Source organism: Flaviramulus aquimarinus, from assembly GCF_039543205.1.
GTDB classification, from domain to species: Bacteria; Bacteroidota; Bacteroidia; order Flavobacteriales; family Flavobacteriaceae; genus Flaviramulus_B; species Flaviramulus_B aquimarinus.
In genome coordinates this window covers 49631-62617 of sequence record NZ_BAABJH010000007.1, presented here as the reverse complement: position 1 = coordinate 62617, position 12987 = coordinate 49631, and the positions used below count along the sequence as shown (strand labels likewise).

Below are 12987 nucleotides of genomic sequence, written 5' to 3'. Positions count from 1 at the left end.
AATGATTTTAATTAATTAACTACTCTTCTAATCTGATATCCAATCCTAAACCTTTCAATTCGTGCATAAGTACGTTGAATGATTCTGGCAATCCTGGATCTGGCATTGGTTCTCCTTTTACGATTGCTTCGTAAGTTTTGGCTCTACCAATAACATCATCAGATTTTACAGTTAAAATCTCACGTAAAGTACTTGATGCTCCATAAGCTTCAAGTGCCCATACTTCCATCTCACCAAAACGCTGACCACCAAATTGTGCTTTACCACCAAGAGGTTGTTGTGTGATTAATGAGTAAGGTCCAATAGAACGTGCATGCATTTTATCGTCAACCATGTGTCCTAGTTTAAGCATATAAATCACACCAACAGTTGCTGGTTGATCGAAACGCTTACCTGTTCCACCATCATATAAATAAGTATGTCCGTATCTTGGAATTCCAGCTTCATCTGTAAATCCGTTAATTTGATCTATCGTAGCACCATCAAAAATAGGGGTTGCATATTTACGATCTAATTTTTGTCCGGCCCATCCTAGTACAGTTTCATAAATCTGACCGATATTCATACGAGATGGTACACCAAGTGGATTTAATACAATATCTACAGGCGTTCCATCTTCTAAGAATGGCATATCTTCCTGACGAACGATTCTAGCAACAATACCTTTGTTACCGTGACGTCCTGCCATTTTATCACCTACTTTAAGTTTACGCTTTTTAGCAATGTAAACTTTAGCTAGTTTGATAATTCCTGATGGCAACTCATCACCTACAGAAATGGTGAACTTTTCACGACGTAAAGCGCCTTGTAAATCGTTTTCTTTAATTTTATAGTTATGAATTAAATCAGCAACAAGTTGATTTGTATGGTTATCAGTTGTCCATTTTCCAGAAACTAAATGTGCATAATCATCAACCGCATTTAACATTTTAAGTGTGAATTTTTTACCTTTTGGCAAAACTTCTTCTCCTAAATCATTAAAAATACCTTGAGCTGTTTTTCCATTTACTATAGCAAAAAGCTTTTCGATTAAAACATCTTTTAAATCATCAAACTTGGCATCATAGATTCCTTCTAATTGTAAGATATCATCTTTATCTTGGGCTCTCTTACGTTTATCTTTTACGGCTCTTGCAAAGAGTTTCTTTTCGATAACTACACCATGTAATGAAGGCGACGCTTTTAATGATGCATCTTTTACATCTCCTGCTTTATCACCGAAAATAGCACGTAATAATTTTTCTTCTGGTGTTGGGTCAGATTCTCCTTTTGGTGTAATTTTACCAATTAGGATATCGCCAGGCTTAACCTCGGCACCAACACGAATCATTCCGTGTTCATCTAAATCTTTAGTAGCTTCTTCTGAAACGTTAGGGATGTCGTTAGTTAATTCTTCATTACCTAATTTTGTATCTCTAACTTCAAGAGAATATTCATCGATATGAATTGATGTAAAAATATCTTCACGAACTACTTTTTCAGAAATTACAATCGCATCCTCAAAGTTATATCCTTTCCAAGGCATAAAGGCTACTTTCATATTTCTACCTAAAGCAAGTTCTCCTTTTTGAGTGGCATAACCTTCACATAAAACTTGACCTTTAGCAACTTTATCGCCTTTAACCACAATTGGCTTTAAATTAATAGACGTTCCTTGGTTTGTTTTTCTGAATTTTACTAATTCATAGATTTTAATATCGCTATCAAAACTTACTTTTGCTTCATCTTCAGTACGTTTGTACTTAATTTTTATTTCGTTAGCATCAACATATAAGACTTCTCCATCGCCTTCTGCATTAATTAATACACGAGAATCTGAAGCAACTTGACGCTCTAAACCTGTACCTACAATTGGTGCTTGTGGCAACAATAATGGAACTGCTTGACGCATCATATTTGATCCCATTAAGGCTCTATTGGCATCATCATGCTCTAAGAATGGAATTAAGGATGCTGATATAGATGATATTTGATTTGGTGCTACATCTGTATAATGTAATCCTGAAGGATCTATTACAGGGAAGTCGCCTTCCATTCTAGCAATTACCTTATCATGTAAAATCTTTCCACTATCATCAACTTCAACCGTTGCTTGTGCAATTAACTTTTCTTCCTCTTCTTCTGCACTTAAATAGGTTGGTGCGTTTTTAATATCAACAACACCATCGGTTACTTTTCTGTATGGTGTTTCGATGAATCCCATGGAATTCACTTTAGCAAATACGGAAAGTGATGATATTAAACCAATATTTGGTCCTTCTGGTGTTTCAATAGGACATAAACGTCCGTAGTGTGTATAGTGAACATCACGTACCTCAAATCCAGCTCTTTCTCTTGACAAACCTCCAGGTCCTAATGCAGATAAACGACGCTTATGCGTAATTTCTGCTAATGGATTGGTTTGATCCATAAATTGAGATAACTGGTTTGTTCCAAAGAATGAATTAATAACTGACGATAAGGTCTTTGCATTAATCAAATCTATTGGTGTAAACACCTCATTATCACGAACGTTCATACGCTCACGAATGGTACGTGCCATACGTGCTAAACCAACTCCAAATTGAGATGACAATTGTTCACCAACAGTACGTACACGACGGTTAGATAAGTGATCAATATCATCTATCTCTGCTTTTGAATTGATAAGCTCGATTAAATATTTTATGATAGTAATGATATCTTCTTTGGTAAGCACTTGCTTATCCATTCCGATATCTAACTGTAATTTCTTGTTCATTCTATAACGTCCAACTTCTCCTAAAGAGTAACGTTGGTCACTAAAGAATAATTTATCAATAATTCCACGCGCTGTTTCCTCATCTGGCGGCTCAGCATTACGTAATTGTCTGTATATATGTTCAACAGCCTCTTTCTCAGAGTTTGTTGGATCTTTTTGAAGTGTGTTATGAATAATAGCGTAATCGCCTTGCTCTGTACTTTCTTTATGTAAAAGAATCGTTTTAACATCAACTTCAAGAATTTCTTCTATATTTTCTTTATCTAAAACCGTATCACGATCAAGCACAATTTCATTACGCTCAATAGATACAACCTCACCAGTATCTTCATCAACAAAATCTTCATGCCATGTATTTAACACACGTGCTGCTAACTTTCTTCCTAAGTACTTTTTTAATCCAGATTTTGATACTTTAACTTCTTCAGCTAAGTCAAAAATCTCTAAAATATCTTTATCACGTTCAAATCCAATAGCACGGAAAAGGGTTGTTACAGGTAACTTCTTTTTTCTATCAATGTATGCATACATCACTTGATTGATGTCTGTAGCAAACTCAATCCAAGATCCTTTAAAAGGAATTACTCTAGCAGAATATAGTTTTGTTCCATTGGCATGAAAAGATTGACCAAAGAAAACTCCTGGTGAACGGTGTAATTGAGAAACAACAACGCGCTCAGCACCGTTGATACAAAATGTACCAGAAGGTGTCATGTAAGGAATCGTTCCTAAGTACACATCTTGAACAATGGTTTCAAAATCCTCATGTTCAGGGTCTGTACAATATAACTTTAACCTTGCTTTTAGCGGAACGCTATAAGTTAATCCTCTTTCAATACACTCTTCAATAGCATATCTTGGTGGATCGACGAAGTAATCTAAAAACTCTAAAACGAATTGATTACGTGAATCTGTAATTGGAAAGTTTTCCATAAAGGTATTATATAAACCTTCATCTCCTCTTTCTTCAGATTTTGTTTCTAATTGGAAAAAATCCTGGAAGGATTTAATCTGAATATCCAAGAAATCTGGGTATTCTGTCTTATTTACAATAGACGAGAAATTTAATCTTTCAGCTTGTGTTGATAACATCAATGGACGGAATTTTGATTAAAAAATATTTTGATAGTGCTTTGGACACTAGTAAACAGCGAAATTCTAACCTATTTAGAATGCTGTTTTTTCAATTTATTTGTGTATATGTTTATATACGCAAAATGGTCTAGGTGTTATCCCGCCATAATGCGGGATAGACCTAAACCTTTGTATTGTTGATTAGTAAAGCTTACTTAAGCTCAACCTCAGCTCCAGCTTCTTCTAAAGATGCTTTTAAAGCCTCAGCTTCATCTTTAGTTACAGCTTCTTTGATAGCACTTGGTGCATCATCAACTAAACCTTTAGCTTCTTTTAAACCTAAACCAGTTAATTCTTTAACTAATTTTACAACAGCTAATTTAGAACCACCTGCTGCTTTTAAGATAACATCAAATTCAGTTTGAGCTTCTTCAGCTTCTCCACCACCAGCAGGACCAGCAACAGCAACTGCAGCAGCAGCAGCAGGCTCGATACCGTACTCATCTTTTAATATAGTTGCTAACTCATTTACTTCTTTTACAGTAAGGTTAACTAATTGTTCTGCGAAATCTTTTAAATCTGCCATTTTTCTATCGTTTTAATAATTTTGTAATAATATATTTGTAATAAAGTGCGTACTATTTAATTCTATCCTTCTTTTTCGGATAGTGTTTTAATAATTCCAGCTATTGTTCCACCACCTGATTTAAGTGCTGAAATAACATTTTTAGCAGGCGATTGTAATAACGTAACAATCTCTCCAATCAATTCTTCTTTAGATTTGATATCTACTAACATGTCTAATTGTTCATCGCCAATATAAACGGCTTCCTCAATAAATGCTCCTTTTAATAAAGGCTTTTCAGATTTTTTACGGAAGGTTTTAATTAACTTAGCTGGCACATTACCAGTTTCAGAATACATCACAGATGTATTTCCTTTTAAAACTGTAGGAAGCTCTCCAAATTCTCTATCTGAAGCTTCCATTGCTTTTTCAAGTAATGTATTTTTAACAACTGCCATTTTTACGTTTGCTTTAAAAGCAGCACGACGTAAATCTGAGGTAGTTCCTGCATTTAATCCTGAAATATCTGTTAAATAGATATTTGCATTATTAGCTAATTCTGCAGTTAAGTCCTCAATTACTTGTGATTTTTCTTCTCTTGTCATAATTTAAAGTTTTAACTTAATTAACCAATTTTAGGATCAATTGCTAAACTTGGGCTCATTGTAGAAGACATAAATATGCTTTTTACATAAACACCTTTAGCGGTTGTCGGTTTTAGTTTCATTAATGTTGTTAATAATTCATTTGCATTACCTGCAATTTTATCAGCGCTAAATGATGCTTTTCCTATAGCAGCATGTACAATACCGGTTTTGTCAACTTTAAAGTCAATTTTACCAGCTTTTACTTCTGTTACAGCTTTAGCAACATCCATAGTTACCGTACCTGTTTTTGGGTTAGGCATTAAACCTCTCGGTCCTAATACACGTCCTAAAGGACCTAATTTACCCATAACACTAGGCATTGTAATAATAACATCAACATCTGTCCATCCGCTCTTGATTTTATCAAGATACTCGTCTAAACCTACGTAATCGGCTCCAGCTTCTTTTGCTTCGGCTTCTTTATCTGGTGTTACTAATGCTAATACTTTCATATCCTTACCAGTTCCATGTGGTAATGAAACCACACCTCTTACCATTTGATTAGCTTTACGAGGATCTACTCCTAAACGTACTGCTAAATCAATTGATGAATCGAACTTAGTATTGGTAATTTCTTTTATTAATGCTGATGCTTCATCAACAGAATAAATTTTACCTTTTTCAATTTTTGCTAAAGCCTCTTTTTGCTTTTTTGTTAATCTTGCCATTTTCTAATGTCTTTTATAGATTAAGAAGGAAATTTTCCTGTTACAGTTATTCCCATCGATCTTGCTGTACCGGCAACCATTCTCATAGCAGACTCTGTAGTAAATGCATTTAAATCTACCATTTTGTCTTCTGCGATGGTTTTAACCTGATCCCAAGATACTTTAGCTACTTTTTTTCGGTTTGGCTCTCCAGACCCTTTCTTCACCTTTGCTGCTTCCAATAATTGAACTGCAGCTGGAGGTGTTTTGATTACAAAGTCAAATGATTTGTCTTTGTAAACAGATATAACCACTGGTAATACTTTACCTGGTTTATCTTGGGTTCTGGCATTGAATTGCTTACAGAACTCCATGATGTTAACACCTGCAGCTCCTAAAGCGGGTCCAACCGGTGGCGATGGATTCGCAGCACCTCCCCGAACTTGTAACTTAACTACTTTACCTAATTCTTTTGCCATTTTTAATAATTTAATTTTGATGTTATCTTTCTTTTGGAAGCGAAAGATTCATCTATCTTAATGTAACACTATTATACTTTTTCTACTTGCATATAACTTAACTCTAATGGTGTTTTTCTTCCAAAAATCTTAACCATAACTTCAAGTTTACGCTTTTCTTCATTTATCTTTTCTATCGTTCCATCAAATCCATTGAAAGGCCCATCAATTACTTTAACGGTTTCTCCTTTAGTAAAAGGAATTGCAACTATGGCACTTTCTTCTACAGATAATTCATCAACCTTACCTAACATTCTGTTTACTTCAGATTGTCTTAATGGCACAGGATCGCCGCCTTTAGTTTCACCTAAAAATCCAATAACATTTGTTACTGATCTTATGATATGCGGAACTTCACCTGTTAAATTGGCTTGAACCATAATATAACCTGGAAAAAACACTTTTTCTTTGTGTATCTTTTTTCCATTACGGATTTGTATGACACGTTCTGTTGGCACTAAAACTTGATCAACATAATCTTGTAAACCTAGTCGTTCGATTTCTCTCTCTATATAGGCTTTGATTTTGTTTTCTTGACCACTTACAGCACGAACAACATACCATTTTTTTTCACTTACCTCAGACATAAAATTTCTTTTTAACCGTTAATCCATTGAAAGTAAGCCGCAATAACTTTACTGAATACTGTATCTACTCCCCAGATAGCTAGGGAAAATATAATTGAAAATACAGCAACTAAAACTGTTAAACTTTGTGCTTCTGCCCAAGTCGGCCATGTCACATTATTTTTTAGTTCTCCGAATGATTCTTTTATATAATTTACAATTCCAGCCATGTTATTATTTTCTTTTAAATCTAAATGACACTCAATTTTGTATTGCACGGGTTGAGAGACTCGAACTCCCGACACCTGGTTTTGGAGACCAGTGCTCTACCAACTGAGCTAAACCCGTAAATATAAGTCAAGGTATTCCGTAAAAAACGAAATACCTTAGCTTATTATTTATTTAAACTATATTAGTCTAATATCTCAGTTACCTGACCTGCTCCTACTGTTCTACCGCCTTCACGGATAGCGAAACGTAAACCTACGTTCATTGCAATAGTGTTAATTAACTCAACAGTAATAGTTAAGTTATCACCAGGCATAACCATTTCTACTCCATCAGGAAGCGCAATGTTTCCAGTTACATCAGTTGTACGAACGTAGAACTGTGGACGGTAGTTATTATGGAATGGCGTATGACGTCCACCTTCTTCTTTTTTAAGGATATAAACCTCAGCTTTAAATTTAGCATGTGGTGTTACAGAACCTGGCTTACAAATTACCATACCTCTAGAGATTTGAGATTTCTCAATACCTCTTAATAAGATACCAGCATTATCACCAGCTTCACCTCTATCTAATATTTGACGGAACATTTCAATACCTGTAATAGTAGATGTTAATTTCTCAGCACCCATACCAATAATCTCTACAGGATCTCCTGTGTTAGCAATACCAGTTTCAATACGACCAGTTGCTACAGTACCACGACCTGTAATAGAGAATACATCCTCGATAGGCATTAAGAAATCTTTGTCAACTTCTCTTAATGGCTCTTCTATCCAAGTATCACATGCTTCCATTAATTCCATTACTGTATCAACCCACTTTTGCTCACCGTTAAGTGCACCTAAAGCAGAACCAGCAATTACAGGTCCATTATCTCCATCGTACTCATAGAAAGATAATAAATCTCTGATTTCCATATCTACTAATTCAAGTAATTCTTCATCATCAACCATATCCACTTTGTTCATGAATACAACGATACGAGGAATACCTACCTGACGTCCTAATAAGATGTGCTCACGCGTTTGTGGCATTGGACCATCTGTAGCCGCAACTACTAAAATAGCACCATCCATTTGTGCTGCACCAGTTACCATGTTCTTTACATAATCGGCGTGACCTGGACAGTCAACGTGTGCATAGTGACGATTTTGTGTTTGATATTCTACGTGTGAAGTATTAATTGTAATACCTCTTTCTTTTTCTTCTGGAGCGTTATCAATTTGATCGAAATCTCTTGCTTCAGATAAACCTGCATCAGCTAATACTTTAGTAATAGCAGCAGTTAAAGTTGTTTTACCGTGATCTACGTGTCCAATTGTACCAATGTTTAAGTGTGGTTTTGAACGATCGAAAGTTGCCTTTGCCATGTTTTTAAATAATTTTAATCTTAGTTATATAATAATATTAGTGTATTCTAATTTTTGTTGTATCTAAATAGAGCCAATGACGAGATTTGAACTCGTGACCTCTTCCTTACCAAGGAAACGCTCTACCCCTGAGCTACACCGGCAATTAATTTACGATTGCCGATTAATTGATTTACGATTCGCAAATCGAAATTCGTAATTCGTAAATTATTTTAGAGCGAGAGACCGGGTTCGAACCGGCGACATTCAGCTTGGAAGGCTGACGCTCTACCAACTGAGCTACTCTCGCAATTCTATTAAAAATTTCAAAAAAACAAATTCTAAATCCAAAAATGGAATTAAAAAAAATGTGATTTATCATTTTTAATAAGGTTTCAATATTTTAAAAAAAACTAAAAAAGTTTGTGGGGAGAGCAGGATTCGAACCTGCGAAGACGTAGTCAGCAGATTTACAGTCTGCCCTCGTTGGCCGCTTGAGTATCTCCCCAATTAACTTATTTCAATTTTTTAAAGAACTTGAGCCGATGGAGGGACTCGAACCCACGACCTGCTGATTACAAATCAGCTGCTCTAGCCAGCTGAGCTACATCGGCATTTTTCTATGTTTTTGACACATAAAAAAAGCCCGTTATTTCTAACGGACTGCAAATGTATAGTTTTTTTATTTTATTCAAAACATTTTTTGAGAAATTTTACTATAAATGTGCTCTTAATTTTTCTTTTCTCTTTTTAAGCTGTCTTTCTAATGATGCAACGGCCATATCTACTCCTTCTTCAAAACTTTTACATTGCTTTTTTACAATGAAACTATCTCCAGGAACACTCACTCTTGCTTCAAATATTTTATTTTCTTTATTACTTGTATTTTCAACTTTTAAAAAAACATCAGATTTTATAACTTTATCATAAAACATATCTAATTTATCCATTCGTTGCTGAATGAAACCTATTAACTTTTGATCGGCATTAAAATTAACTGATTGTGTGTTTACTTTCATACTTCTGTTTTTTGGTTAGACAATAATTTATGCTATTTTTTACTTCTGGGGTGTGCACTTATATGTACTTTTTTTAATTCTGCTATACTATTGTGTGTATAAACTTGTGTAGCAGCTAAACTTGAATGTCCTAGGAGTTCTTTAACAGCATTTAAATCGGCACCTTGGTTTAACAAATGTGTTGCAAAAGAGTGCCTAAGTATATGTGGACTCTTCTTTACTTTTGTAGATGCCAAACTAAAATAATCATTTATTATTCTGTAAACAAGTGTTTCGTATATTTTAACGCCTTTTTTCGTCAAAAAGAGGTAATCGGTATCTAAAACAGGTTCTAATTTATCTCTTATTTTAAAATACTTACGTATGGTTTGCAACACGGTTTCTAACAACGGAACTATGCGCTCTTTATTTCTCTTACCTAGTACTTTTAAGGTTTTATTATCTAAATCAATACTAGCTAGTTTAAGCTCAACAAGTTCTATTCTTCTTATACCTGTTGAATAAAACAGTTCTATAATAAGTTTATTTCGAACACTTTCGAAATCATCTCCAAAATTTAAATTATCTAAAACTGTTTTAATTTCTATTTCTGAAAATGGCACTTGAACTTTCTTACTTATCTTTAAGGCCTTGTGTTTTGATAAAGGATTGACATCAATATCACCTACTTTTAAAAGAAATTTATAATAGGTATTTAATGCCGATACTTTTCTATTTATACTTCGGTTTGAGATGTCACTTTCCACTAAAAGAACAATCCAGCTTCTTATTTGCGAATAGTTAACCTTATTAATTGAATTTGTTTCGTATTCTTTTTTAATAAATTCTAAAAAAGCCTCTAAGTCCTTTTGATAGGCCTTTACTGTTAATACTGAATATTTTTTTTCTAGTAGTAAGTAATCTGTAAAGTGCTGAAAAGACATAATTGGGTTTGAGAGTACTAAGTTACAAATTTTAAAATATTTTGATGAAAGAACTATGCCCTTCCGAAAGAGGTAAGAAGAGGAATCTCATCTTTATTAGATGTCTCGTTGCTCATGCTTCGCTCTGTCGACATGACAAAACGCTATTTATAACTAATTCCTAAATAAAAAACCCGCTAGATACTGAAACAAGTTCAGTACATAAAGCGGGATTGTATGAATTTTAAAAAAGTAATTACCTATACTTCTTCTGCATCTCTTAATGTTTGGATATATTGTGCTTTTTGAACTTCTGCTCTACGCACAACTGAAGGCTTGTTATATTGTTTACGTTCTTGCAACTGGTTTTTAACTGTAGTTTTTACAAACTTACGTTTGTAACGTTTTAACGCTCTATCTATATTTTCTCCTTCTTTAACTGGAATTATCAACATAGTATCTTAACCTCCTCTCTTTTAGAATTTTCAGGATGCGAATATATATACTATTTTGGAATTACAAATACGATTTACGTTTTTTTTAATACGTGATTAAATACATCTAATTAATTGTAAAATCTAAAATGTTTAAATGTAACTTATGTTGCTGGCTTATATTCTTTTTTATCTATAATCATTTTAGCAAGTATTTCGCGAAGAATTTCTGAAGTTCCGCCTCCAATAGGTCCTAACCTACTATCGCGTAACAGTCTAGCCATTGGATAATCTTCCATATAACCATAGCCTCCTAAAAATTGTAAACATTCATAAATAACCTCATCGGCCATTTTGGTAGACTTTAGTTTAGATATGGACGCCTCTTTCACTACATATTCACCTTTACTTAACCGATATGCTACTGAATAGTTGAATTGCTTGCAAATTTCCATATCGGAAAAAAGGTCTACAAACTTATGTCTTAATGCTTGATATTTATCTAAAGCATTTCCAAAAGCGGAACGTTCGGACATATAGTTGAGTGCATACTCTAAAGCGTATTCAGCTCTAGCATGGGCATTAACTCCCATGACTAAACGCTCTAACGAAAAGTGTTGCATAATATATGCAAATCCTTGGTTTTCTTCTCCTAGAAGATTAGTAACAGGAACTTTAACATCATCAAAGGCTATCTCTGCGGTATCTGAAGCACGCCACCCCAATTTATCTAATTTGGTAGCTGTAATACCAGGCGTATCGCGATCGACTACAAAAATACTCATGCCTTTATTACCCAATTCTGGATTTGTTTTTGCAGCTACTACTAAATAATCACTATAAACCCCATTGGTAATGAATGTTTTAGATCCGTTTATTATATAATAATCATCATCATTTTTAATAGCTGTTGTACGCATACTTGCAACATCACTACCTCCTGAAGGCTCAGTAATACACAAACATCCTATTTTATCGCCAGTAATACTTGGCGCTAAATAGTTTTGCTTAATGGTTTCGTTTCCTTCAGCATTAAGATGTGTCATTGACAAATATACATGCGCCCATATGGCCGCTGCAAATCCACCTGAATTGATTTTTTGCAGTTCTTCTTGCAATATAACTGTGTAAAAAAGATCAAGATTTAATCCACCATAAGCTTCTGGATAATTAATCCCGAAAAAACCCATATCACCAAATTTTTTCCAAATAAATCTATCAATGCTTCCTTTTTTCTCCCATTCTTCTATATGTGGGACTACTTCTTTTTTTAAAAAATCTTGAAGGCTTTCTCTAAAAAGGTTATGCTCTTCTGTGAAGTACATATTATTCATAAACGCAACGTTTTTCTCTTTATTTATTCAATTAATCTTCTTGAAATCAATCAAAATTTAAGGATATATCAATTGAGTGACAAATATAATTCAATTATCTTGAATTTATTTACTGGAAAGTCTTTTACTTTTGTTAATTCGTCTAAAGATTTATAACCCTCTCTCAATTGTCGTTTCTCAATAATATCATGGGCTAAATTGTAGTCTATGTGTTGGATGGTTACTAGCTCATCAACCGTAGCTGTATTGATATTAATTTTTCGAATAACTCTTGGCGTTTTTACCGTGAAATCATTTGTTATTTTTTCAATTACTTCTGGTGTCAAACCATATACATCTTGAAGCTGAACATCTGCAATAAAACCCCCTTTAAATGTGTTTCTGAATTTTACAATACGCTCTGAATAGTATTTACCAATACCATTTATACCCTGAAGCTGTTTTACTGTAGCTGTGTTTAAATCTTGTTTTTGCTCAATTGTCTTTGACGCATTAATATATGAATAGCTTGAAATTTCTTTAGTTTTTGAATGCGTTTCCCATTCTGGGAATTTAAAATAAGGGGATATTACATTTAAAAGTGAATCTGACACTTTTGTCACCTCTTGAAATTGTTTACTGGTATTAATCCATTTACCTTGTTTTCTATAAGTTAACAACCTATCAATTTCTTCATTGGTCATTCCTAATATCTCCCCTTTAAAATCTGTTATATAATTTGGATTGAAAGGATATGTTTTTGGTTTTCTAGCCTCGAGTTCAACTAATTTAAGTGAATCTATTTCTTTAGTGAATTTTGCTAAGTCTTTTTTTTTAACTCGAACATCTTCGGAAGAAGTCCCAATAGCAATTGGGACGACAAAAAAACAAAGACATTGACATACAATAATCAATATCAATAATAAAAAAATCCCATGTCGTTGTTCTGTAGAAAACGTAACATGGGATTTAAAATTTTTCAT

General features: G+C 33.9%; 13 protein-coding genes and 5 tRNA genes. All 18 read right to left on the bottom strand.

The window, feature by feature from the left end:
- Positions 1 to 19 precede the first annotated feature (19 nt).
- The 18 genes from rpoB to ABD941_RS13475 all read right to left on the bottom strand — a co-directional run bounded on the left by rpoB (position 20) and on the right by ABD941_RS13475 (position 12987).
- Complete coding sequence (gene rpoB / locus ABD941_RS13560) at positions 20 to 3832, bottom strand: DNA-directed RNA polymerase subunit beta (protein ID WP_345274679.1); 3813 nt, start codon at positions 3830 to 3832, stop codon at positions 20 to 22.
- A 193-nt stretch (positions 3833 to 4025) separates the two neighbouring features.
- Positions 4026 to 4400 (bottom strand): 50S ribosomal protein L7/L12, encoded by a 375-nt coding sequence (gene rplL, locus ABD941_RS13555; protein WP_300248778.1) that lies wholly within the window; start codon positions 4398 to 4400, stop codon positions 4026 to 4028.
- A gap of 62 nt (positions 4401 to 4462) precedes the next feature.
- A complete protein-coding gene (rplJ, locus tag ABD941_RS13550; RefSeq protein WP_345274678.1) occupies positions 4463 to 4984 on the bottom strand; it encodes a 50S ribosomal protein L10 in 522 nt (173 codons plus the stop codon).
- 20 nt (positions 4985 to 5004) lie between these two features.
- The gene (rplA, locus tag ABD941_RS13545) at positions 5005 to 5694 is read right to left on the bottom strand and encodes a 50S ribosomal protein L1 (protein WP_345274677.1); all 690 of its coding nucleotides are present in this window, start codon (positions 5692 to 5694) and stop codon (positions 5005 to 5007) included.
- Between the two features lie 20 nt (positions 5695 to 5714).
- Positions 5715 to 6152, bottom strand: coding sequence for a 50S ribosomal protein L11 (rplK, locus tag ABD941_RS13540; protein ID WP_099562916.1), 438 nt, complete (start codon positions 6150 to 6152; stop codon positions 5715 to 5717).
- Between the two features lie 71 nt (positions 6153 to 6223).
- Positions 6224 to 6778: a transcription termination/antitermination protein NusG gene (gene nusG, locus ABD941_RS13535; protein ID WP_345274676.1), complete on the bottom strand. Its 555-nt coding sequence runs from the start codon at positions 6776 to 6778 to the stop codon at positions 6224 to 6226.
- A gap of 11 nt (positions 6779 to 6789) precedes the next feature.
- Positions 6790 to 6987, bottom strand: coding sequence for a preprotein translocase subunit SecE (gene secE, locus ABD941_RS13530; RefSeq protein ID WP_298346448.1), 198 nt, complete (start codon positions 6985 to 6987; stop codon positions 6790 to 6792).
- 45 nt (positions 6988 to 7032) lie between these two features.
- A tRNA-Trp gene (locus tag ABD941_RS13525) sits at positions 7033 to 7105 on the bottom strand.
- A 64-nt stretch (positions 7106 to 7169) separates the two neighbouring features.
- Positions 7170 to 8357: an elongation factor Tu gene (tuf, locus tag ABD941_RS13520; RefSeq protein WP_345274675.1), complete on the bottom strand. Its 1188-nt coding sequence runs from the start codon at positions 8355 to 8357 to the stop codon at positions 7170 to 7172.
- A gap of 71 nt (positions 8358 to 8428) precedes the next feature.
- A tRNA-Thr gene (locus ABD941_RS13515) sits at positions 8429 to 8500 on the bottom strand.
- 73 nt (positions 8501 to 8573) lie between these two features.
- A tRNA-Gly gene (locus ABD941_RS13510) sits at positions 8574 to 8646 on the bottom strand.
- A 116-nt stretch (positions 8647 to 8762) separates the two neighbouring features.
- Positions 8763 to 8844, bottom strand: a tRNA-Tyr gene (locus ABD941_RS13505).
- Positions 8845 to 8876: 32 nt separating this feature from the next.
- A tRNA-Thr gene (locus ABD941_RS13500) sits at positions 8877 to 8950 on the bottom strand.
- Positions 8951 to 9052: 102 nt separating this feature from the next.
- The gene (gene hpf, locus ABD941_RS13495) at positions 9053 to 9355 is read right to left on the bottom strand and encodes a ribosome hibernation-promoting factor, HPF/YfiA family (RefSeq protein ID WP_345274674.1); all 303 of its coding nucleotides are present in this window, start codon (positions 9353 to 9355) and stop codon (positions 9053 to 9055) included.
- A 32-nt stretch (positions 9356 to 9387) separates the two neighbouring features.
- Complete coding sequence (locus ABD941_RS13490) at positions 9388 to 10278, bottom strand: tyrosine-type recombinase/integrase (RefSeq protein ID WP_345274673.1); 891 nt, start codon at positions 10276 to 10278, stop codon at positions 9388 to 9390.
- Positions 10279 to 10517: 239 nt separating this feature from the next.
- The gene (rpsU, locus tag ABD941_RS13485) at positions 10518 to 10712 is read right to left on the bottom strand and encodes a 30S ribosomal protein S21 (RefSeq protein WP_345274672.1); all 195 of its coding nucleotides are present in this window, start codon (positions 10710 to 10712) and stop codon (positions 10518 to 10520) included.
- A gap of 143 nt (positions 10713 to 10855) precedes the next feature.
- Positions 10856 to 12025, bottom strand: a complete 1170-nt coding sequence (locus ABD941_RS13480) for an acyl-CoA dehydrogenase family protein (protein WP_345274671.1) — start codon at positions 12023 to 12025, stop codon at positions 10856 to 10858.
- Between the two features lie 68 nt (positions 12026 to 12093).
- Positions 12094 to 12987: a ComEA family DNA-binding protein gene (locus ABD941_RS13475; protein ID WP_345274670.1), complete on the bottom strand. Its 894-nt coding sequence runs from the start codon at positions 12985 to 12987 to the stop codon at positions 12094 to 12096.

Bases quoted from the DNA above. Each gene is read 5' to 3' on its own strand.
- tuf (WP_345274675.1), bottom strand. From the start codon at position 8,357: ATGGCAAAGGCAACTTTCGATCGTTCAAAACCACACTTAAACATTGGT.
- rpsU (WP_345274672.1), bottom strand. From the start codon at position 10,712: ATGTTGATAATTCCAGTTAAAGAAGGAGAAAATATAGATAGAGCGTTA.
- nusG (WP_345274676.1), bottom strand. From the start codon at position 6,778: ATGTCTGAGGTAAGTGAAAAAAAATGGTATGTTGTTCGTGCTGTAAGT.
- hpf (WP_345274674.1), bottom strand. From the start codon at position 9,355: ATGAAAGTAAACACACAATCAGTTAATTTTAATGCCGATCAAAAGTTA.
- rpoB (WP_345274679.1), bottom strand. From the start codon at position 3,832: ATGTTATCAACACAAGCTGAAAGATTAAATTTCTCGTCTATTGTAAAT.
- rplJ (WP_345274678.1), bottom strand. From the start codon at position 4,984: ATGACAAGAGAAGAAAAATCACAAGTAATTGAGGACTTAACTGCAGAA.
- rplA (WP_345274677.1), bottom strand. From the start codon at position 5,694: ATGGCAAGATTAACAAAAAAGCAAAAAGAGGCTTTAGCAAAAATTGAA.
- secE (WP_298346448.1), bottom strand. From the start codon at position 6,987: ATGGCTGGAATTGTAAATTATATAAAAGAATCATTCGGAGAACTAAAA.
- rplK (WP_099562916.1), bottom strand. From the start codon at position 6,152: ATGGCAAAAGAATTAGGTAAAGTAGTTAAGTTACAAGTTCGGGGAGGT.
- rplL (WP_300248778.1), bottom strand. From the start codon at position 4,400: ATGGCAGATTTAAAAGATTTCGCAGAACAATTAGTTAACCTTACTGTA.
- ABD941_RS13480 (WP_345274671.1), bottom strand. From the start codon at position 12,025: ATGAATAATATGTACTTCACAGAAGAGCATAACCTTTTTAGAGAAAGC.
- ABD941_RS13490 (WP_345274673.1), bottom strand. From the start codon at position 10,278: ATGTCTTTTCAGCACTTTACAGATTACTTACTACTAGAAAAAAAATAT.
- ABD941_RS13475 (WP_345274670.1), bottom strand. From the start codon at position 12,987: ATGAAAAATTTTAAATCCCATGTTACGTTTTCTACAGAACAACGACAT.